Raw genomic sequence first — 19,689 nt, forward strand, 5'->3', positions numbered from 1 at the left:
GGCGACGCCGACGACTGGTTCGTCTTCGACACCGCCACCGGGGTGCTCTCCTTCGACGCCGACGGCAGCGGCGCCGGGGCCGCGGTCACCGTCGCCACGTTGAACGTCAGGTCCCTGTCGGCCTCCGACATCGCCGTGCTGGCGGGATAGCCAGGCGCGCGCCGCCGACGTGCACGCAGATGGCTGTGGACGGGATCCCGGACGACCCTCAATATCGCCGTCGCGGAGAGCGGCGAGGAGGTCCCAACCATGCGGAGTGCCGGGTTTGCCGGCGGCGGCGTGCCGTCCCTGATGGTCGTGGAGGACGACGAGGACATGCGGGCCCTGCTGGTGGAAAGTCTGCAGCTCCAGGGCATCGACGTGCGGGCGGTCGGCACCGCGCTGGATCTCTACAGGACCCTGGCGGACAGCGACGTCGACGCCGTCATCGTCGATCTCGGCCTGCCCGACCTGGACGGTTTCAACATCGCCAGCTTCCTGCGCCAGCAGACCGATCTCGGCGTCATCGCCATCTCCGCCAACGACTCGGCGGAGACGCGGCGGCGATTCTTCGAATGCGGTGCCGACCTGTTCTTCGCCAAGCCGCTCGACTGCCGCGAGCTGGCGGCGGCGGCGCGAGGCCTGATCCAGCGCCTGCGCGGCCCGCGGTCCGGCATCGCCGCACCCCCGCGGCTGGCGGATGGGCCGGACTGCGTCCTCCCGGCACCACCGTCCCCCGCGCCGCTCGAAAGCGCCGAGCCGCCCTGGCTGATCGACACCACCCGCCTGACCATCACGGCTCCGGACGGCCGGACGGCGCGTCTCGCCGCCAAGGAGATGCGTCTCGTCCTCACCCTGTCGCGCATGGCGGGAACGCCGATCACCCGCACCGCCCTGCGCGACGCCCTGGAATATCCGGATTCCGAGCACGGCGAGCGCAGTCTGGAAGCGCTGGTGCACCGCGTCCGCAACAAGCTGAGGCCGACCGGCTCCGGGCCGTCGCCGATCCTGACCGTCTTCGGGTCCGGCTACCAGTTCGCCGGCCACGCCACGGTGCGCTAGCGTGCGCAGCGGGCGGCCGCGCCGCGCCGGCCGCCCGGGCGGAGCCGGCGATGGATGCCGCGGCATGACCGGCCGAGCCGTGACAGGCCGGGTCACGACCGGCCGGGCGCTGATCGTCCTGCTGTGGCTGGCGGCCACCCTGCTGCCGGCGCTGGCGGGAACCGCGCCGGCCCGCGCCGCCCCGCTGGAGCTCGTCGCGGGGGACGCGCCGCTGTCGCTGGCCGGGCACATGGAGCTTCTCCGCGGCGCGCCCGGCGAGGACCGGTCGCTGGCCGAGGTGCTGGCCCGCGAGTCGGCGTTCACGCCGCTTCCCGGCGTGCTGGGGCTTGGGTTCACCAAGGATCCCGCGTGGGTGCGGGTGCGCATCCACAGGCCCGACGGCGACCGGTCGCGCTGGACGCTCGAGCTGGCGCCGCCGGTCCTCGATCGGGCGGACGTCTACGTCGCCACCACCGACGCGCCGGCCGGACCGTCCGACTTCCAGCACCACCGCGTCGGCGCGGAGGTGCCCGTCGCCGCCTGGCCGATCCCGTCCAGCACCTTCCTCCTGCCGCTGGACCTTCCCCCCGGGGCGACCCGCGACGTCTATGTCCGCGTCGCGACGCAGACGTCCATGATGCTGCGCGGCAGCGTCTACACCGCCCCGGCGCTCGTCGACACGGTGTCGGGACGCACGCTGTGGTACGGGTTCGTCTACGGCGCCTTCGCGCTCGCCGTGCTGTTCAACCTCGTCTGCTTCGCGTGGCTGCGCGACCCGTCGCACCTCCTCTACGCGTGCTACGTGCTGTCGCTGACGCTGAACCATCTGACGGTCACGGGCACCCTGCCTTACCTGCTGCCGGGCTTGCCGGCGGCGGCGTCGAAGCTGTGGCTGTGCGCCGGCGGCCTGCTGACGGGCTGCTTCGCCGATCTGTTCGTGATCCGCGTCCTGCGGCTGCGGCGGCTGATGCCGCTGGCCGCGCTGTGCCTGCTGTGCACGGCGTCGGCGCGGCCGGTCAGCCTGGTCCTGACGGCGCTCGGCGACTACCGCTCCGGCGCGGTGCTGATCCAGCTCCTCGGCATGGTGAGCGTGGTGACGTTCCTCGCCGCCGCCACCCGCCTGGCGTGGCGGCGCGACGTGCAGGCGCAGCGCTTCCTGATCGCCTTCACGCCGGCGATCCTCGGGGCCGCCGTCACCATGCTGCGCGCGCTCGGCGTGCTGCCCAGCACCGTGCTGACCGAGCAGCTCTATTTCGCCGGCTGCCTGTTCCACGTCGTGCTGATCAACATCTCCATGATGACGCGCATCCGCGACGCCGAGCTGGCGAAGCAGGAGGCGCAGGCCGCGGCGCTCGCCGCGTCCCATGTGGCGGAGGAGCGCGCCCGGCGCGTCATCGAGGCGCAGACCCGCGAGATCCGCGACGCCAAGCGCGAGGTCGAGGCGGCCTTGGCCGCCGAACGCGCGGCCATACGCGACCAGCTCCAGTTCATCGACATGATCGCCCACGAATACCGCACGCCGGTCTCGGTCATCCGCGCCGCGCTCGACGTCATGGACATGCGCCCGACGGCCAACGGGCCGGCGCCGGCCGATCTCGTGGTGCGCATGCGCCGCTCCCTCGACCGGCTGGTCGAGGTGATCGAGGTCGGGCTGCGGCGCGACCGCCTCGACCAGCCCGGGCTCTCCATCGAATCGAAGCCGCTGGACGTCGTCGAGATCGCCCGCGAGGCGGTCGGCGAGGTGGCGCAGGACGGGCCGCCCGTGCGCCTCGTCGGCGCCGGCGCCGGCGCCGGCCCGGTGCGTGCCCGGGGCGACGCGGCGCTGCTGCGGACGGCCGTCCTCAACCTTCTCGACAACGCCCGGAAGTACGGACCGAAGGACCAGCCGGTCGACGTCGACGTGCGGCTCGAGGGCGCGTTCGCCGTCGTGCGGGTGATCGACCGGGGAACCGGCGTGCCCGAGCACGCACGGGACCGCATCTTCGAGAAGTACTACCGGACGACCGCGTCGCGGGCGGTGCCGGGCGTCGGACTCGGCCTCTATCTCGTGCGCAAGATCGCCACCTTCCACGGCGGCGACCTGGACCTGGAGACGGCGGGCGCGGGCGGCAGCGTCTTCCGCCTCCGGCTGCCGGCCCTCGTCCCGGCGGGGCCGGCCGTGGCCGACGCGTCGGCCGGCGCGCCGGGCCCTACCGCAGGCGATTGAGCATCGGCTGGCCGCGCTGCAGCCGGTTGACGTTCTCCGCCATGGTCTCCTGGCGCCGCCGGATCGTGCCGACGGTCCAGCCCGACATGTGCGGGGTCATCACGACGTTGTCCAGCTCGTGGAAGGGCAGGCGCGAGGGCAGGGGCCCCGGCTGGTCGGCGCCGGGATAGGCGTACCAGGTGTCGATGATCCCGCCGGCGATGCGCCGCTCCTTCAGCGCCGCGTAGAGCGCCCCCTCGTCGATGACCGGGCCGCGCCCGACGTTGACGATGACGGCATCGGACCGCATCGCCGCGAGGAGGCGGCCGTCGACGAACCCCGCGGTCTCCGGCGTGAGCGGAAGCGACACCACGATGGCGTCGGCGGTGCCCATGAACTCCTCCACCCGGTCCAGGGTGAAGGAGCGGTCGACGAGGGGGTCGGCGGCGACCGGGCTGCGGTTGGCGACCGTCACGCCCATGCCGAAGGCGCGGGCGCGCTGGGCGATGGTCCGGCCGATGTGGCCGAAGCCGAGCAGGCCGATCACCGACCCGGACAGCTCGGTCCGCGGCCCGTGCGGCGCGCCCGACCAGTAGCGCCAGTCGCCCCGCCGCAGCCGCGCGTCGGCGTCGGCCAGCGGAACGTGGCGCGTCAGCAGGGCGGCCATCACGTACTCGGCGATCGCCGTCTCGTGGCCGAAGCAGTTGCACAGGGCCGTCCCCTCCGGCAGGGCCGCGACGTCGATGGCGTCGGTGCCCGCCGCCGGGGCGTGGTACAGCCGCAGCCGCTCCGGCCGCGGCAGGTCGCCCGTGTAGCGCACGCCGACGATCACGTCCGCCGCCGCGAAGGCCTCGCGCTCGCCCGGTTCCCGCAGGGCGTCGCCCGCCTCCCGGATCTCGTGGGCGTCGGCCAGCAGCGTTTCGAAACCGGGCCGGAACATGCGCGCGTTCTGGCCGTGGAACAGGATCTTCATGCCGTCTCCTCCAGTCGGACGTTGATCGGGCCGCGCCGCGGCGTCAGCCGGCGAAGCTCAACTGCACCTTCATCGAACGCCCGCGGTCCGCCGCCAGGTCGAAGGCCTCGCGCGCGCGGTCGAGCGGCAGGGTGGCGGTGATCAGCGGGCGCACGTCGATGCGGCGGCGCGCGATCAGGTCGGCGGCCCACGCGAACTCCTCGTCGAAACGGAACGTCCCGTGGAGCTGCAGCTCCTTGGCGACCACCGTGTTCATCGGCAAGGGGCAGTCGCCGCCGAGGCCGACGAGCACGACGGTGCCGCGGGGGCGCGTCACCTCGACCGCCTCGGCCAGCGCGCGCGGATTGCCCGAGCATTCGAACGTCACGTCGAAGCGGCCCTTGTCGCGGCGGTCGTCGGCCAGCCCGGTTCCGTCCGCCACGTCGACCGCGACGTCCGCGCCGATGCGGGTCGCCAGGGCCAGCGGCGCCGCGGCGACGTCGCAGCAGACGATCTCCCGGGCACCGGCGAAGCGGGCCGCCATGATCGTCAGGCAGCCGATCGGGCCGCAGCCGGACACCAGCACCCGCTTCCCGGTCAGGCTGCCGGCGCGCGTCACGGCGTGCAGGCAGACGGCCAGCGGCTCCGCGCAGGCAGCCTCCGCCGGCGTCGTGTCGGGGCCGACGGCGACGGCCTGCGCCTCGGACACGACGATCTCGTCGCGGAAGGCGCCCTGGACATGGGGGAAGCGCATGGCGCTGCCGTAGAATCGCATGTCCAGGCACTGGTTGCGCAGGCCCTGGCGGCAGTACGCGCAGCGTCCGCAGGGGACGCTGGGGTTCACCGTGACGGCGGCGCCGGGCGCCACCGCCGTCACGCCGGGGCCCACCGCCGCGACCGTGCCGGAGACCTCGTGCCCCAGCACCATCGGCTCGCGCAGCCGGACGGTGCCGAAGCCGCCGTGCAGATAGTAGTGCAGGTCCGACCCGCAGATGCCCCCGGCCTCGAGCCGCACCCGGACCTCCCCGGGGCCGGGGTCGGCGCAGGCGATCTCCTCCACCCGCAGGTCCCGGGGGGCATGAATGACAACGGCACGCATCGAATTCCTCCCAAGCTGGCCGATCGCGACGGGACGGGCGGCCGATCAGAGAACGGCCAGCATGCCGCCGTCGACGTAGATGATCTGTCCGTTCACGTAGTCCGACGCCGGCGACGCCAGGAAGACGGCGGCGCCGATCAGCTCCTCGGGCCGGCCCCAGCGCCGCGACGGCGTGCGGCCCTTCACCCAGGCGTCGAAGGTCGGGTTCTCGACCAGCGCCTGGTTCATGTCGGTCAGCATGTAGCCGGGGCCGATGGCGTTGGCCTGGATGCCGTGTTCGGCCCACTCGGCCGTCATGGCGCGGGTCAGCATCTTGATGCCGCCCTTGGCGACCGTGTAGGGCGCCACCGTGGCGCGGGCGGCGTCGCTGGTGAGCGAGCCGATGTTGACGATCTTGCCGCGCCGGCGCGGGATCATCCGCCGGGCCGCCTCGCGGCCGATGACGAAGGCGCTCGTCAGGTTCACCTCCAGGATGCGGCGCCAGTCGTCGGTGGCGAGATCGACCATCGGCCGGCGGAGCTGGATGCCGGCGTTGTTGACGAGGATGTCGACGGCGACGCCGTCGCGGTCCAGGCGCTCGAAGGCGGCCGTGATCGCGCGCTCGTCGGTGACGTCGAAGCAGGCCTCGTGCGCCGTGTGGCCGGCGGCGCGGAAGGCGTCGGCGGCGGCCGACAGGCGGCCGGGATCGGACCCGTTGAGGACGACGGCGGCGCCGGCTTCGGCGAGGCCGCGCGCCATGGCGTGGCCGAGCCCGCGGGACGAGCCGGTGACCAGGGCGGTGCGCCCGCTCAGGTCGAAGAGGGAGGTCGACATGGGGCTGGTCTCCCGTCAGAGGGTGGAACGGCGGACGGTGAGGTCGGAGCGCTCGAACACGGCGGGCAGCAGGTCGAGCCCGAGGCCCGGCCCCTCCATGGGATGGACGTGGCCGTTCTCGATGCGCGGCACCTCGGTCACCAGCTCCTTGTACCAGCCGGTGTAGAAGGCGCGCACCGACTCCTGGATCAGCGTGTTCGGCTGGCTGAAGGAGGCGTGCACCGCCGCCGCGAAGCCGACCGGACCGATGCAGTCGTGCGGCGCGAAGGGGCGGTGCCAGGTCTCGGCGAGCGCGGCGATCTTGCGCCCCTCGGTCAGGCCGCCGCTCCAGCAGAGGTCGACCATCACGACGTGGGTCGCGTCGCGCTCCAGCATGTCCTTGTAGGGCCAGCGGGACCCCAGCGTCTCGCTGGCGCACACCCAGACGTCGGTCGAGCGCGCGTACTCCGCCAGCGCCTGGGGCGAGTTCATGCGGATCGGGTCCTCGAACCAGGTCGGCTGGTAGGGCTCCAGGGCCTTGGCGATCTTCTTGGCGGTGGGCAGGTTCCACAGGGAGTGGAACTCCACCATGATCTCCATCCGGTCGCCGACCGCCTTGCGGATCTTCTCGAAGGGCTCGAGCGCCGCCTTCATCTGCGCCGCCGAGATGTGGAGGCCGCCGGTCTCCTGGGCGGCGGGATCGAACGGCCAGATCTTCATCGCCGTGATGCCGCGCTCCAGCAGGCTCTCGGCCAGGGCGTCGGCGCGGTTCATGAAGGCGTGGAGGTCCTCGTAGGGCCCCTCGCTCCCGCCGAGGTTCCAGTTCGACACCGGCCGGATGTTCTTCGACCGCACGTAGCCATAGCCGGCGCACGTGTTGTAGACGCGGATGCGGTCGCGGCAGAGGCCGCCCAGCATCTGGTGGACCGGCTGGCCGCACACCTTGCCGAACAGGTCCCACAGCGCGATGTCGACGGCCGAGGCCGCGCGGTACTCGGTCCCCGTCGAGGACTGCGCCATCGGCAGGTTGACCATGTCCCTGTTCAGGGCCTCGATGTGCAGCGGGTTGCGGCCGAGCAGGCGGGCCGCCAGCGTGTCGTGGATGTGGGCCTCCACGGCGCCGGCGCCGTAGAAGGTTTCCCCGAGGCCGACGAGGCCGGCGTCGGTGTGAACGCGCACCCACAGGACGTTGCTGAATTCCTCGGTCCGCAGGGTTTCGATGGCGGTGATTTTCATCGTCGGTTCGTCTTTCGGAGAGCGGCCGCGCGCGGGCTACAGGATGACGCTCGGCAGCCAGAGGGCGATGCCGGGGAAGAGCAGGAGCAGCACCAGCGTGGCGAGCTGGATCAGCATGAAGGGCCACAGCGACGCGAAGATCGTCTGCAGCGAGATGTCGGGCGGCGCGACGCTCTTCAGGTAGAAGGCGGCGGGGCCGAAGGGCGGGGTCAGGAACGATAGCTGCATCGTCACCGAGAACAGGATGCCGAACCAGACGGGGTCGTAGCCCAGCGAGGTGACGATCGGCACGAAGATCGGGACGCACAGCAGCAGGATGCCGATCCAGTCCATGAAGCAGCCGAGGAAGACGAAGATCGCCATCATCAGCAGGACGGTGACGAAGGGCGAGATGTCGAACCCCGTGATCAGCTCCGTCACGAAGCTCTGGCCGCCGGACAGGTTGTAGACGCTGATCAGCACGGCGGCGCCGAAGGTCACCCACAGGATGATCCCGCAGGCCCGCAGCGTCTGCACCAGCGCCTCGTGGAGGAGGCGGGGCGAGAACTCGCCGCGCAGCACGATGATCAGCAGCGTCAGCGCCACCGCCATGCTGGCCGCCTCGGTGACCGAGGTGATGCCGCCGTAGATGCAGCCGAACACCGTGACGATCAGCGCGCCGGCCGGCAGCAGGCCCCGCGTCGCCTTGTCGCGGTCGAAGGGCGCCGCGTCGTCGGGGGACGGGGCGGGGGCGGCCGCCGGATCGAGGCGGCAACGCGCCACCACATAGGCGAGATAGAAGCCGGCCAGCATCAGGCCGGGCACGACGCTGGCCATGAACAGCCGCTGCACCGAGACGTCCGCCGCGAGGCCGTAGACGATCAGCACGATCGACGGCGGGATCATGGTGCCCAGCGAGCCGCCGGCGCACACCGTGCCGATGGCCAGCTTGGGGTCGTACTTCAGGCGCAGCATCTGCGGCAGGGCCACCAGGCCGAGCAGCACGATCTCGCCGCCGATGATCCCGCTGATCGCGGCGAGGATGACCGAGATGAGCAGGGTGATGACGGCGATTCCGCCGCGCATCCGGCCGAAGGCGCTGTTCAGGCAGTCGTAGAGGTCACGCGCCAGCCCCGACCGTTCGAGCAGCGACGCCATCAGCACGAACATCGGCACCGAGATCAGCACGTACTCGGTGGCGAGGCCGTAGACGGTCTTGTGCGCGATGGCGACCGCGGCCGGGCCGAACTGGACGTAGGAGACGGCGACCGCCAGCGCGCCGGCGGCGAAGGACAGCGGTACGCCGATCGCCATCAGGCCGAAGACGCCGAACAGCAGCGTCACGGACATGAGTTGGACGGACATGCCCCGGTCCCCCGCTCACGCCGTGCCGCCGCCGGCGTCGCCGCTGCGGCTGCCGGGGCGGAGGAAGTTGACGACCGCGAGGACCGCCATCGCCGCGGCGATGGCCACCAGGAGCGGCTTCAGCACGGCCGGAATCGGCGGGTTCCACGCCGTCCCGTAGAGCTCCCAGGTGACCAGGGCCCGCCAGGAGCTCGGGAACCCGAACCAGGCGATGCCGCCGAAGAAGACGAGCGCGCAGGCGAGGCGGATCGCGTCGAACACGCGGCGCAGCCAGTACGGCGAGAGGTCGTAGAGGACGGAGACGCGCAGGTGCTCGTCCCGGCGGATCACGTAGAGGCCGGACCACAGGAACACCATGGCGCAGAGGAACAGCGTCAGCTCGTTCGCCCAGATGGTCGGGGCGTCGAAGAGATAGCGTGCGCAGACCTCGTACAGCGTGATCGCGACGATGGCGACGAAGGTCCATGCAGGCCAGGTCATGACGCTGCGGTCGACGCTGCGGTCGACGTCGGGGGTCGGTTCGGAGGGCATAGGATTCACCTGGGCTGCATGGGGACGGGACGCGGTGCGGGGTCGGCGCACGCGGGCATCACTTCAGCAGCCCGACCGACTTCATGTAGGTGACGTGGGATTCATAGGCCTTCTTGGCGGCCGGGCTGCGGGTCGCCCAGTCCGCCCAGACCTGCTGCGCCACGGCGCGGAACTTGGCGCGGTCCTCGGCGCTCCAGTCGTGCAGGGTGACGCCGGCCTTGGACAGTTCGGCCGCGGCCGCCTCGTCGTCGGCGGCGGACTGCCGGGGAACCTCGGCGGCGATCCGCTCGACGGCCTTCTCCATGACCCGCTTGAGGTCGTCGGACAGGGCGTTCCACTTGTCGAGATTGATCGTGACGTGCTCGATCGGCATGGAGTGGAAGCCCGGGTAGGTCGCGTGCTTGCCCACGTCGTACAGGCCCAGTCCCTTGTTGACGGCGAGGGTGGACGCGTCGGCGCCGGACACCATGCCCGAGCTCATCGCCGTGAACACCTCGCCGAAGGGCATCACCACGGGCCCGGCGCCGAGCTTCCCGAAGATCTCGGACTCCATGCCCGGCGGCGAGCGGAACTTCCACCCATTGAGGTCGTCGATGCCGGCGAGCGGCGCCGTCGACCCCAGCGACTCCGGTGTCGCGACGAAGATGCCGATCAGGTGCATGTTGAAGCGGTGGTAGAGGTCGTCGGCCACCGCGCGACCGCCGCCGTCGTTGAACCAGCCGTAGATCTGCTGCGCGTTCTCGTAGCCGCCCATCACGTCACCGAAGAACTGGAACGCCGGATCCTTGTTGGTGACGTAGCCGGCCCCGGTGGCGTCGCCGTCGAGAATGCCGGTGGCGGCGGCTTCGAAGACCTCGTTGGACTTCACCGCGGCGCTGCTCGTCAGCATGTCGACGACGAGCCGTCCGTCCGACATCTCCTTCACCAGCTCGGCGAAGCGCAGCAGGGCCTTGCCCTGCAGCGAGTTGCTGCTGTGGTGGGTCTGGAAGCGGAGCTTGGTCTGGGCGTCGGCCGGAGCGGACCAGGCGGTGCACGCCAGGGCGACGAGCCCGAGGCCGGCAGCGAGCGTACGGGATATGTGCATCGTCGAGGTTTCCTTCCCTTGTGGAGCGGCAGTTGGCGGCCGGTCGGGACGGAGCGGCCGCATCCGCGCTGTGATTGACATTTCGTGAAATATCACGGTATCTCAGACCTCGCAACGGCTATTGACGCCGCTTGTTGCCGCTTTATGGTGATGCGTGGGTGGAGGACGTCATGGTGCGACGCAACGCGATGGAAGAGACGGTCGGTCCCGCGCCGCGGGGTGGCGCGGCCGGTCCGTCGCCACCGTCGGAGCCGCTGCCGCGCGCCGCCAGCCTGGCCGAGACGGCCTACGACCGGATCGAGGAACTGATCGTCCATTTCCACCTGCCGCCGGGCGCCGACGTCAAGATGCAGACGGTTCAGGACCGCATCGGCCTGGGGCGCACGCCGACCCACCAAGCCGTCCGGCGCTTCGCGGCCGAGACCCTGATCATCATCCGCCCGCGCGACGGCCTGCAGATCAGCCCGATCGACCTGATGCGGGACCGGCGTCTCCTGCGGCTGCGGCGCGACATGGACCGTTTCGTGGTGGAACTCGCCGCCGAGCGCCTCACCGGCAACCACCGCAACCAGCTTCTCCACCTCGCGCAGCGCCTCAGGGACCGGCGCGACGACATGGACGCCGTCGAATTCAACGGGTACGACCGGGCGCTGGACCAGACGATTCTCGCGGCCGCCGGCGAACCGTTCCTGGACCGCACGCTGCGTCCGCTGCACATCGTCTTCCGGCGCATCGGCTGGCTGTACCTGTCGGAGGTCGAGCCGAAAGCCGGCCTGACGGAGACGATCGACCGTCACCTCGATCTGCTGGAGGCGGTCATCAACCGGAACTCCGTGCAGGCCAAGAAGGCCTCGGACCTGCTGATCGACTTCGCCGACAGCATGTTCGACCCCTTGGAAGCGCGCATCGCTCCCGAACTGCTGGACGCCAGCGTGGTGCCGCTGTACCCGGCGCAGTCCGGACGCCGCGCGAAGCACTGACGCCGCCGGGGCCGCTGCCCGCCGGCGGCGTCCCCGGTCACCGGCGTGCCGGGATCGGGAACCAGGAGAGCCGGCCGCCTTCGGTGCCGACCAGCAGGTGCCGTCCGTCCCCGCTCCAGGCCAGGGCGCTCGCCGGCGAACCCTCGGGGCGGGCCACGGCCGCGGGCGCGGTGCCGTCGAGCGGCGCGATCGCGATGGCTCCGTCGTCATAGCCCGCGGCGACCACGGCCTCGCCCGGATGCGGCGCCACCACCGAGACCAGGCCGGCGCCGACCCCGGCCAGTTGCAGCGGCTGCTTCTCCCACGGGCCGCCGCCGTAAAAGGGCCAGCACACGACGGATTCCGCGCCGCCGGTGGCGAGATGGCGCGCACCGCGGGTCCAGCCCATCGAGCGGATCTTGGTCGGATAGCCGTTCATCTGCATGTCGGCCCGGTCCCTCAGCCGCCAGCCGTGCAGCCCGGTCTCCTGCAGGGTGGTCATGAGGTGCGTGCCCTGGGGATGCCACAGGACGCCGAGGTGCGAGCCCTTCCACTCCAGCCGCGTCGGCGCCCCGGCCTGCGCCGTCCACCACAGGCTCACGCCCCCATAGTGGGCCACCGCCACGCGCTTGCCGTTCGGTGCGAACGCCAGTCCGCCCACGGTGCTCGGATGGTCCAGGACGTCGCCCTGCGTCCGGCCGCAGGGATCGAGGAGATGGACCTGCCGGCCGGCCGCATAGGCGCGCCGGCCGGCGCGCGGATGCGCGTCCACCTGCTCGATCCAGCGGCCCTTGGACTCGGCCAGGGTTTCGGGCTCCCCGCCCGGCGCGATCCGCCGCAGCCGGCCGTCGTCGCCGCCCGTCAGGAAGCCCGGCCCGTCGAGATCCCGCGCCAACGCCAGGCAGGCACCGTCGTGCGCCTGGACGACGGCGGGCGGCGCCTCCGCGTCGGCGAGGTCGAGCAGCCACACCGTCCCGTCGCCGAGCGCCGCCGCGGCGTGGCGGCCGGCCCGGTTCACCGCCAGCGCCACGACGTAGGCCCCGGTGTCCCAGCGGCGTTCCAGCGGGTGCGGCCGTGCGCGGCCGGAGAGGACGCTCATGGCGCGGCGCAGGCGGCGAAGCCGGCGCGCAGCGCGTCGCCGTCCAGGTTGCGGCCGATCAGGACGAAGCGGCTGGTGCGCGGCTGCCCCTCGGGCCAGAGGGCGAGGTTGCCGCTGTCCGCCAGCATGTGCACGCCCTGGACGACGGTCCGCCGGTCGCTTCCCCGGAAGGAGAGGATGCCCTTGTAGCGCAGCAAGTCCACGCCCTGGCGCTGAAGCAGGGTGCGGAACCACAGGTCGAAGGCGGCCGGCTCGAGCGGGCGGTCCTCCTGCAGCGAGACGCTGGTCACCGACTGGTCGTGTTGGTGGTCCTCCTCGCCGAGGAAATCGGGCTCCAGGGACAGGATGCGGCCGAGGTCGAAGGCGCCGATCCCGAACACCTCGTCCAGCGCCACGTCGCACCGCTCGGTGCGGCGGATGCGGGCGAAGGGATTCATCGCCCGGATGCGGCGTTCCAGCCCCTCCAGCACCGACTCCTCCACCAGGTCCGTCTTGTTCAGCAGGATCACGTCGGCGAAGGCGACCTGCTCCTGGGCCTCATGGCTGTCGGCAAGGCGCCGGGGCAGGTGCTGGGCGTCGACGACGGTGACGATGCCGTCCAGCCGGGTGCGCTGGGACACGCCGGGGTCGACGAAGAAGGTCTGCGCCACCGGCGCCGGGTCGGCGAGGCCGGTGGTCTCGATCAGGATGCCGTCGAAGCCGCCCTTGCGCTTGAGCAGGCCGCCGATGATGCGGATGAGGTCGCCGCGCACGGTGCAGCAGATGCAGCCGTTGTTCATCTCGAACACTTCCTCGTCGGCGCCGACGATCAGTTCGTTGTCGATGCCGATCTCGCCGAATTCGTTGACGATCACGGCGAAGCGCTTGCCGTGCGGCTCCGACAGGATGCGGTTCAGCAGGGTCGTCTTGCCGGCGCCGAGATAGCCGGTCAGCACGGTGACGGGAGTCGGGGACATCGGCTCTTTCCCTCCGGAGGGCTTCTGATATGATATGTTATATCATAGCGTTTCTGGTGGGCAATGGGAGGCCGACAGCGGATGGCGGACAGCGAGGATGGTTCCCGGGTGCCACCGGATCTCGGTCCGGCGCTCGACCTCGTGCGCGGCCTGTGGAGGGAAGGGCGGTCCGGCGGCCTGTCCCGGCAGGTGCTGGCCTGGGCCATGATGATCGAGGCGGTGGATCACCTGACCTTGGCGCACGGCCCCGCCGCCACGGCGGGCCTGCTCGACCGGTTGAGCGACGCCGTGCAGACGACGCCGCGGCCCGGACGCGGGAGCCTGCAGTGAGCGGCGCGCGGAACAACCGGATCGTCGACGCCCTGTCCTGGCGCGAGGCCAAGCCGGTGCTGCGGCATCCCAAGTTCTTCGAGGGGTTCCGGGATTTCACCCAGGGACGGCCGTTCGACTACCGGTCGATCGACGCGTGGCCGCTGCTCGACCAGCACCGCTACGAGAACGGCCGCGAACTGGCGGCGGAGTGCCGCGGCGGCGGGATCGCCATTCGCTGGACCGACCGCACCCGCGTCCCGCGGGAGCTGAAGGCCGTGGTGGTCGAGCGCGCCCGGAGGCGCCGGGCACCGCCGTGATCGACCGGCGACGGCCCGCCGCCGCCGGCCCGAACCCTCAGAACGGCGCGCCGCCGGCGGCCGCCGGCGTCGGCACGACGGCGCAGCCGCACAGGGGGCAGACGGTCCTTTGCAGCACCGCCTGGACCAGCGGATCGCTGGCCGGTCGCCCGAGCGCCGTCGCCGTCTCCTCGACCAGCCGTGCATGCTCGGCGCTGGCGCCGCAGGCGGAGTCCAGGACGGCACCGTAGTCGGAGCCGGAGAGCGGCGTCAGGGCGACCGCCGGCACGGCCAGGGAGCCGCACACGCCGCCGGCCGCCAGCGCGGTGGCGGCCCGCAGGAAACCGCGCCGACTGGATTCGTGGGACATGGAACACCTCGGTTGCGGCAAGGCCGCCGCGCGCTTCCAACCATACATCGCGTGACGCGATGCCGGTGACAAGTGAATTTCCGTCCAGGATCGGTCGCGCCGCCGCCACCGCGGCGCGACCGGGGAGCCTCCGTTTCACCCCTTGGGCTGGAGGGCCGAGGCGAACTGCTGGACGTTGTGGCGCATCATGGCGATGTAGGAGGGGGCCGGTCCCCGGGGATCGGACAGGGCGTCGGAATAGACCCGGCCACCGATGCGCGCACCGGTCTCGCGGGCGATCTGCTCCAGCATGCGGGGGTCGGAAATCGATTCGACGAACACCGCCCGGACGGTCTCGGCCCTGATCTGGCGGATCAGCTCGGCGACCTCGCCGGCCGAGGGTTCCGCTTCGGTGGACACCCCGACGGGCGCCAGGAAGGTGACGTCGTAGGCACGGGCGAAATAGCCGAACGCGTCATGGGACGTGACGATCTTGCGGTTCTCCCGCGGGATCGGCTGCAGGGCCTCCCGGATCGCCGCCTCGAGCGCGTCGAGCTCGCGGTCGTACGCCGTGTGCCGGCGGCGCAGCGCCTCGGCCTCGGCGGGTGCCGCGGCGGCCAGGCCGGTCAGGATGTTGCCGGCGTAGAGCTTGGCGTTGGCGACCGACTGCCAGGCGTGCGGGTCGACGCCGTGATGGTGGTGACCGCCGTGCTCGTGCTCGTGGGCATGGTCGTGCTCCTCCTCGTCCTCGTCGAGCTCGATGGCGGCGACGCCCTCGCTCGCCACCACCACCGGCCCCTTGTAGCCGGAGGACTGGACCAGACGGTCCATCCACCCTTCGAAGCCGAGGCCGTTGACCACGAGCACGTCGGCCCGGGCCAAGGCGCGCGCGTCGGCGGGGGTCGGTTCGTAGACGTGGGCGTCGCCGTCCGGGCCGACGAGCGTGGTGACGGTCACGGCGCCGCCGCCGATCCGCTGCACCATGTCGGCCAGGATGCTGAAGCTGGTGACGACCTTCAGCGGATCGGCCAGCGCCGGAGCCGTCGCCAGCAGGGCGGCGGTGGCCAATGTGGCGGCGAGGAGTCGTTTCACGGCAGGATCTCCTTCGAACGGTTGGTCGTGGACGGAAGGGGGTCAGGCTCTCAGGTGAGGGGCGGGCCACCAGCGTGCCCGCAGGCTGCCCAGCGGACCGAGCGCGACCGACGCGACGTAGACGGCGCCGGCGACCAGGATGATGGCCGGTCCCGAGGGCAGGTCGAGGTGGTAGGACAGGAGAAGGCCGCCGTACGCCGAGGCGAGGGCGATCGCCATGGCCGCCGCGGCGAGCGTCCACACCCGCTCCGCCCAGAAGCGCGCGGCGGCGGCCGGCAGCATCATCAGCCCGACGGCCATCAGGGTGCCCAGCGCTTGGAATCCGCCCACCAGGTTGAGGACGACCAGCACCAGGAAGCCGAGATGGCTGAGGCCGCCGCGGCCACCGACCGCGCGCAGGAACCCCGGGTCGAAGCACTCGACCAGCAGCGGCCGGTAGAGCAGCGCCAGCGTCAGCAGCGTGGCCGTGGTGACGGCGCCCACGAGCAGCAGGCCGGCGTCGTCGACCGCCAGGATGGTGCCGAACAGCACGTGCATGAGATCGACGTTGCTGCCCCGCATCGACACGAGCAGCACGCCGCCGGACAGCGAGATCAGGTAGAAGGCGGCGAAGCTCGCGTCCTCCCGTTGGCTCGTGGCACGCGACACCAGCCCGGCGAGCAGGGCGACCGCGAGACCGGCGACGAAGCCGCCGGCACTCATGGCCCAGAGGGACAGGCCGGCCGCCAGGAAGCCGACGGCCGCTCCCGGGAGGACGGCGTGGGACATGGCGTCGCCCACCAGGCTCATGCGCCGCAGCACCAGCAGCACGCCGACGGGCGCGCAGCCCATGGACAGCGCCAGACCGGCGACCAGCGCGCGGCGCATGAACGCGAACTCCAGGAAGGGCGCGATCAGCGCGTCGTACGCCATCATGCCACCCCGCGCTCGCAGACGGCGGCGCGGTCGTCCCACGCCTCGGCCATGGCGCGGGCGCGCCGCAGGTTGTCCGCGGTCAGCGTCGCCGCCGTCGGGCCCCAGCCGACCGGCTCCCGGGCGAGCAGCAGGGTGTCGGGGAAATGGGCGCGGACCTGGTCGAAATCGTGCAGGACGGCGATGACGGTGCGCCCCTCGCCGTGCCACCGCCGCACCACCGCCAACAGATCGGCCGTCGTCCGCGCGTCGATGGCGGTGAAGGGCTCGTCCAGCAGGATCAGGCGGGCGTCCTGCAGCAGCATGCGGGCGAACAGCACGCGCTGGAACTGCCCGGCCGACAGGGCGGCGATGGGGCGGCGCTCGAACCCCGCCAGGCCGACCGCCTCCAGCGCCGCGACGCCCTGCTCGCGCAGCGTCCGCCCCATGGCGGCGAACGCGCCCACGCGCCGCCAATGGCCGGTCAGCACCGTGTCCAGCACGTCGATGGGGAAGTCGCGGTCGACCTCGGCCTGCTGCGGCAGATAGGCGACGTCGCGGCGGTCCAGGCCGTCGAGGGCGATGCGCCCCTGCAACGGCCGCAGCGCGCCGACGATGCCCTTGAGGAGGGTGCTCTTGCCGGCGCCGTTGGGGCCGACGACGGCCGTCATCGTGCCATCCGCGAACGCGCCCGAGAGGTGGTGCACCGCCGGATGGCGCCGGTAGCCGAGCGTCAGGTCATGGAGGCGGACGAGCGCGCCCACGGTCTCAGCCGATCCAGTCCAGGGCCCAGGCGATCGCCGTCCACAGCCCGCCGCAGGCGGCCAGGGCGACGACGAGCCGACGGCCGGCGGAAGCGGCCAGCGGGGAGACGTGTCTGGCGGGTGGCGTCATGTCAGTCGACCTCATGGTCGAGGGCGAGCAGCAGGCGGGGCGGATTCTTGCGTTCGGCCGGCGGCGAGCGGTGGACGAGCCCGCGGCCCCGGTTGCCGGGCCACGCCTCTCCCTTCAGGAGAGCCACGTGCCCCGGCGCCACCGACCGGACGCGGCCGGGATCGGCGAGGACGGCGGCGTTGTTCCCGCTGTCGAGGGCGCCGCGGTTCACCGCCCCGTCGGGCAGCCACTGGATGCCGGCGCCGCGGTAGGTGCACAGCAGGCGGATGCCCACCCGATCCGCATGGAAGTAGGCGCAGCCGTCGTCCTCCACCGCCTCCAGGCGCAGCGTGACGGTGCGGGTGGCGACCATGCCGGTGCCGGGGCGTGTCATGGAACGCTCTCCCTCGCTCGCGCGGCGTTGCGCCGAAATATGTAATGTTATAACGTAACTTTTCATAGCGCCGCCAGGCGGAGTGGTCAAGGAGGTCATGATGGTCGAACGGCCGGGAGCACCGACGCCGACTCGCCGAACGCACCGCCCGGTCGCCGGAGCGGTCGCGGCGGCCGGCGACGTGTGCCGCGAGCGCGGGGTGCAATTGACCGGCATCCGCCGCGCCGTCCTCGAAGCCCTGCATCGCGCCGACCGGCCGCTCGGCGCCTACGAGATCGTCGCCCGCCTCGCCGCCGATCTCGGGCACGGGCCGAAGCCGCAATCCGTCTACCGCTGCCTCGACTTCCTGATGGCGCAGGGCTTCGTTTCGCGGCTCGAGAGCTGGAACGCGTACGTCCCGCACGCCGACCCGGGTGCCCCGCACGCGGAGATGTTCCTGCTCTGCGACCGCTGCGGCTCCACGACGGCACTGCCGTGCCCGGACCTGGACGCGCTGATCGGCCGGAACGCGGCGACCGTCGGCTTCCTCATCGGCCGCCGCGTGCTCGAAGTGCGGGGGCTCTGCGCGACGTGTGCCGACACGGCCGCGGGCGGCACGTCATAGGCAGGACATCGTTCATGGACGGTTGGTTCGACCGCGTTTCTCGCTGCTCGCCGGCTTTCTCGGGAGCGGCAAGACGACGGTCCTCAACCACCTGCTCGCCCATCCCGGTCTGGCCGACGCGGTGGTCATCGTCAACGAGTTCGGCGCCGAACGGGCGGTGGTGGTGGAGACCCCGGACGGGGCGGGGATGCGCATCACGGTCAAGGACGGGAGGGACCTGACGCGCTACGAGCCGACGGGCGCCACCGGCGAGGGCCAAGGCATCAAGGCCGGGATCGCCTACCGCCTGCCGGACGGGCGGCTCATCCATGTGCCGGAGTCCGCCCCGACCGCGGAACCGCGGTAGACCGCCGACGGCGACGCACCGCTTGCGATGCGGCCGGCCAATGCTGCACATTCCGTCCTCCCAACATTATGGTCGGCAGCCATGGTCTTGCCGGTGCTCCGCTTCCCCGCTCTCCTGGCGGCCCTGATCCTGGCGTTCCCGGCCGGGAAGGCGGCGGCACACCCGCACGCCTGGATCGACGCCACGGCGGTCTTCCATTTCGATTCGCGGCAACGGCTCGCCGCGATCGAGACTCGTTGGCTGTTCGACGACATGTTCAGCGTGTACGAGGTCGAAGGCCGCGACGCCGATCGCGACGGCCGCCTGTCCCTCGGCGAACTGCAGCCGCTGGCCGACGAGACCGTCGGGCGCCTTGCGGAACGGGGCTATTTCAGCGTGCTCAAGGTCGGCGACCGGCGCGTGCGTCTCGGCCCCGCGGCGGCGCAGCGCATGCGCTTCGTGGGCGGCCGCCTCGATCTGACCATGACGCTGCCGCTCGCCGAGCCGGTGGACCCGAAGCGCGCGCCGCTCCGCTTCGCGATGTTCGATCCCACCTTCTACATCGAGATCGCCCCGCCCGCGGAGGCTCCGATCCGGCTCAGCGGAGACGTGCCCGACGGCTGCCGGGTCACCGTCGAACGGATCGCCGACCGGTCCTCGTCCTTCGTGCCCGACGCGGTGGCGCTGGGCGACGATCCCGACCCGGACCAGCCGGAGGCCGGCATCGGCGCGGCCTTGCGTGTCGCCGGCTGTCCGCGGTTCGCCCGACCACCCCGTGCCGTGCCGCCATCCGGGCTCGCCAGGGTGCCGTTTGCCCGTCCCGATCGGACATTGACAGGCTTTCGTTTCCGCACCAAGGAATGAACATGACGACAGATGCGCACGCCGGCCGTGTAAGAGACATTCTGGTGCGGATACAGAGCTTGGCGCAGCAGGGCCATGTCCCTGCCGCCGCCGCGCTGCGCCAGGAGGCGGTCGAAAGATATGGAGATGATCCGAATTTTTCCTTGGCTGTTGCCGTCGGCTGTGCGGGCAGGGGCGATCTCTCCACGACGGCCTCCATGATCGAGCGCATCCTGGCCGAACACCCCGAACACCATCATTCCCGGAAGATGAAGGCGGACATCCATTACATGATGGGCCGGTTTTCCGAGGCGGAAGCGGCGTACTCCGATGTTCGTTCCAGCAGGGAATACAGGAACGATCCGTCGGTCACCTAAGAGCCTATTCCAGTAGGGCGACGAACTCCCAGACGGTGACGGCACACACGATGTGGAGCATGGCCTCGTAGGTGCG

General features: G+C 71.6%; 24 protein-coding genes. 9 read left to right on the forward strand and 15 right to left on the reverse strand.

Going from position 1 to position 19,689, the window contains the following annotated elements; translation table 11 throughout:
• The first annotated feature begins 249 nt into the window (after positions 1 to 249).
• The gene (locus tag ACSBPG_RS30915; RefSeq protein WP_435541106.1) at positions 250 to 1,041 is read left to right on the forward strand and encodes a response regulator transcription factor; all 792 of its coding nucleotides are present in this window, start codon (positions 250 to 252) and stop codon (positions 1,039 to 1,041) included.
• 64 nt (positions 1,042 to 1,105) lie between these two features.
• A complete protein-coding gene (locus ACSBPG_RS30920) occupies positions 1,106 to 3,226 on the forward strand; it encodes a sensor histidine kinase (RefSeq protein WP_435541107.1) in 2,121 nt (706 codons plus the stop codon).
• Here ACSBPG_RS30920 and ACSBPG_RS30925 read toward each other — a convergent pair.
• Genes ACSBPG_RS30925 through ACSBPG_RS30955 form a run of 7 tightly spaced genes read right to left on the reverse strand, consistent with a single transcriptional unit; the run spans position 3,210 to position 10,243 of the window.
• Complete coding sequence (locus tag ACSBPG_RS30925) at positions 3,210 to 4,178, reverse strand: 2-hydroxyacid dehydrogenase (RefSeq protein ID WP_435541108.1); 969 nt, start codon at positions 4,176 to 4,178, stop codon at positions 3,210 to 3,212. The two genes, ACSBPG_RS30920 and ACSBPG_RS30925, sit on opposite strands and share 17 nt — an antisense overlap.
• Before the next feature lie 43 nt (positions 4,179 to 4,221).
• On the reverse strand, positions 4,222 to 5,256 hold the full coding sequence (locus ACSBPG_RS30930; RefSeq protein ID WP_435541109.1) for an L-idonate 5-dehydrogenase: 1,035 nt from the start codon (positions 5,254 to 5,256) through the stop codon (positions 4,222 to 4,224).
• Positions 5,257 to 5,301: 45 nt separating this feature from the next.
• Positions 5,302 to 6,069, reverse strand: coding sequence for an SDR family oxidoreductase (locus ACSBPG_RS30935; protein ID WP_435541110.1), 768 nt, complete (start codon positions 6,067 to 6,069; stop codon positions 5,302 to 5,304).
• Between the two features lie 15 nt (positions 6,070 to 6,084).
• On the reverse strand, positions 6,085 to 7,284 hold the full coding sequence (locus ACSBPG_RS30940; RefSeq protein ID WP_435541111.1) for a mandelate racemase/muconate lactonizing enzyme family protein: 1,200 nt from the start codon (positions 7,282 to 7,284) through the stop codon (positions 6,085 to 6,087).
• A gap of 36 nt (positions 7,285 to 7,320) precedes the next feature.
• On the reverse strand, positions 7,321 to 8,628 hold the full coding sequence (locus tag ACSBPG_RS30945; RefSeq protein WP_435541112.1) for a TRAP transporter large permease: 1,308 nt from the start codon (positions 8,626 to 8,628) through the stop codon (positions 7,321 to 7,323).
• Between the two features lie 15 nt (positions 8,629 to 8,643).
• Complete coding sequence (locus ACSBPG_RS30950; protein WP_435541113.1) at positions 8,644 to 9,159, reverse strand: TRAP transporter small permease subunit; 516 nt, start codon at positions 9,157 to 9,159, stop codon at positions 8,644 to 8,646.
• 58 nt (positions 9,160 to 9,217) lie between these two features.
• Positions 9,218 to 10,243: a TRAP transporter substrate-binding protein gene (locus ACSBPG_RS30955; RefSeq protein WP_435541114.1), complete on the reverse strand. Its 1,026-nt coding sequence runs from the start codon at positions 10,241 to 10,243 to the stop codon at positions 9,218 to 9,220.
• A gap of 170 nt (positions 10,244 to 10,413) precedes the next feature.
• Here ACSBPG_RS30955 and ACSBPG_RS30960 point away from each other — a divergent pair, with 170 nt between their 5' ends.
• Positions 10,414 to 11,223 (forward strand): GntR family transcriptional regulator, encoded by an 810-nt coding sequence (locus ACSBPG_RS30960; RefSeq protein ID WP_435541115.1) that lies wholly within the window; start codon positions 10,414 to 10,416, stop codon positions 11,221 to 11,223.
• 37 nt (positions 11,224 to 11,260) lie between these two features.
• On the opposite strand, the gene ACSBPG_RS30965 is transcribed toward ACSBPG_RS30960, so the two are convergent.
• A complete protein-coding gene (locus ACSBPG_RS30965) occupies positions 11,261 to 12,301 on the reverse strand; it encodes a WD40 repeat domain-containing protein (RefSeq protein ID WP_435541116.1) in 1,041 nt (346 codons plus the stop codon).
• Positions 12,298 to 13,257: a CobW family GTP-binding protein gene (locus tag ACSBPG_RS30970; RefSeq protein ID WP_435541117.1), complete on the reverse strand. Its 960-nt coding sequence runs from the start codon at positions 13,255 to 13,257 to the stop codon at positions 12,298 to 12,300. The genes ACSBPG_RS30965 and ACSBPG_RS30970 overlap by 4 nt, the downstream gene beginning before the upstream one ends.
• A gap of 108 nt (positions 13,258 to 13,365) precedes the next feature.
• Here ACSBPG_RS30970 and ACSBPG_RS30975 point away from each other — a divergent pair, with 108 nt between their 5' ends.
• Both ACSBPG_RS30975 and ACSBPG_RS30980 read left to right on the forward strand, forming a co-directional pair.
• A complete protein-coding gene (locus tag ACSBPG_RS30975) occupies positions 13,366 to 13,587 on the forward strand; it encodes a hypothetical protein (protein WP_435541118.1) in 222 nt (73 codons plus the stop codon).
• Positions 13,584 to 13,886 carry a hypothetical protein gene (locus ACSBPG_RS30980; RefSeq protein ID WP_435541119.1) on the forward strand — a complete coding sequence of 101 codons (303 nt, stop codon included), beginning with the start codon at positions 13,584 to 13,586 and terminating at the stop codon, positions 13,884 to 13,886. Before ACSBPG_RS30975 ends, ACSBPG_RS30980 begins: the two co-directional genes overlap by 4 nt.
• Before the next feature lie 37 nt (positions 13,887 to 13,923).
• Here the strand turns inward: ACSBPG_RS30980 and ACSBPG_RS30985 are convergent, their stop codons facing one another.
• From ACSBPG_RS30985 to ACSBPG_RS31010, 6 genes are all read right to left on the reverse strand, one after another.
• Positions 13,924 to 14,235 carry a twin-arginine translocation signal domain-containing protein gene (locus ACSBPG_RS30985; RefSeq protein ID WP_435541120.1) on the reverse strand — a complete coding sequence of 104 codons (312 nt, stop codon included), beginning with the start codon at positions 14,233 to 14,235 and terminating at the stop codon, positions 13,924 to 13,926.
• Positions 14,236 to 14,370: 135 nt separating this feature from the next.
• Positions 14,371 to 15,306, reverse strand: a complete 936-nt coding sequence (locus ACSBPG_RS30990) for a metal ABC transporter solute-binding protein, Zn/Mn family (protein ID WP_435541121.1) — start codon at positions 15,304 to 15,306, stop codon at positions 14,371 to 14,373.
• A 42-nt stretch (positions 15,307 to 15,348) separates the two neighbouring features.
• Entirely contained in the window at positions 15,349 to 16,221 is an 873-nt protein-coding gene (locus ACSBPG_RS30995; protein WP_435541122.1) for a metal ABC transporter permease, read from the reverse strand.
• Positions 16,218 to 16,961, reverse strand: coding sequence for a metal ABC transporter ATP-binding protein (locus tag ACSBPG_RS31000; protein WP_435541123.1), 744 nt, complete (start codon positions 16,959 to 16,961; stop codon positions 16,218 to 16,220). The genes ACSBPG_RS30995 and ACSBPG_RS31000 overlap by 4 nt, the downstream gene beginning before the upstream one ends.
• Positions 16,962 to 16,965: 4 nt before the next feature.
• Positions 16,966 to 17,091, reverse strand: coding sequence for a hypothetical protein (locus ACSBPG_RS31005; RefSeq protein WP_435541124.1), 126 nt, complete (start codon positions 17,089 to 17,091; stop codon positions 16,966 to 16,968).
• Position 17,092: 1 nt separating this feature from the next.
• The gene (locus ACSBPG_RS31010) at positions 17,093 to 17,464 is read right to left on the reverse strand and encodes a DUF1826 domain-containing protein (RefSeq protein ID WP_435541125.1); all 372 of its coding nucleotides are present in this window, start codon (positions 17,462 to 17,464) and stop codon (positions 17,093 to 17,095) included.
• A gap of 97 nt (positions 17,465 to 17,561) precedes the next feature.
• Here ACSBPG_RS31010 and ACSBPG_RS31015 point away from each other — a divergent pair, with 97 nt between their 5' ends.
• From ACSBPG_RS31015 to ACSBPG_RS31030, 4 genes are read left to right on the forward strand one after another with little or no spacing between them, the layout of a single operon-like run.
• Entirely contained in the window at positions 17,562 to 18,068 is a 507-nt protein-coding gene (locus ACSBPG_RS31015) for a Fur family transcriptional regulator (protein ID WP_435541126.1), read from the forward strand.
• Positions 18,069 to 18,090: 22 nt separating this feature from the next.
• Entirely contained in the window at positions 18,091 to 18,414 is a 324-nt protein-coding gene (locus tag ACSBPG_RS31020) for a DUF2149 domain-containing protein (RefSeq protein WP_435541127.1), read from the forward strand.
• 27 nt (positions 18,415 to 18,441) lie between these two features.
• Entirely contained in the window at positions 18,442 to 19,257 is an 816-nt protein-coding gene (locus ACSBPG_RS31025; RefSeq protein ID WP_435541128.1) for a DUF1007 family protein, read from the forward strand.
• Between the two features lie 2 nt (positions 19,258 to 19,259).
• Positions 19,260 to 19,613: a hypothetical protein gene (locus ACSBPG_RS31030; RefSeq protein ID WP_435541129.1), complete on the forward strand. Its 354-nt coding sequence runs from the start codon at positions 19,260 to 19,262 to the stop codon at positions 19,611 to 19,613.
• Positions 19,614 to 19,689 lie beyond the last annotated feature (76 nt).

The organism is Azospirillum sp. ST 5-10 (assembly GCF_051225715.1).
GTDB lineage: Bacteria > Pseudomonadota > Alphaproteobacteria > Azospirillales > Azospirillaceae > Azospirillum.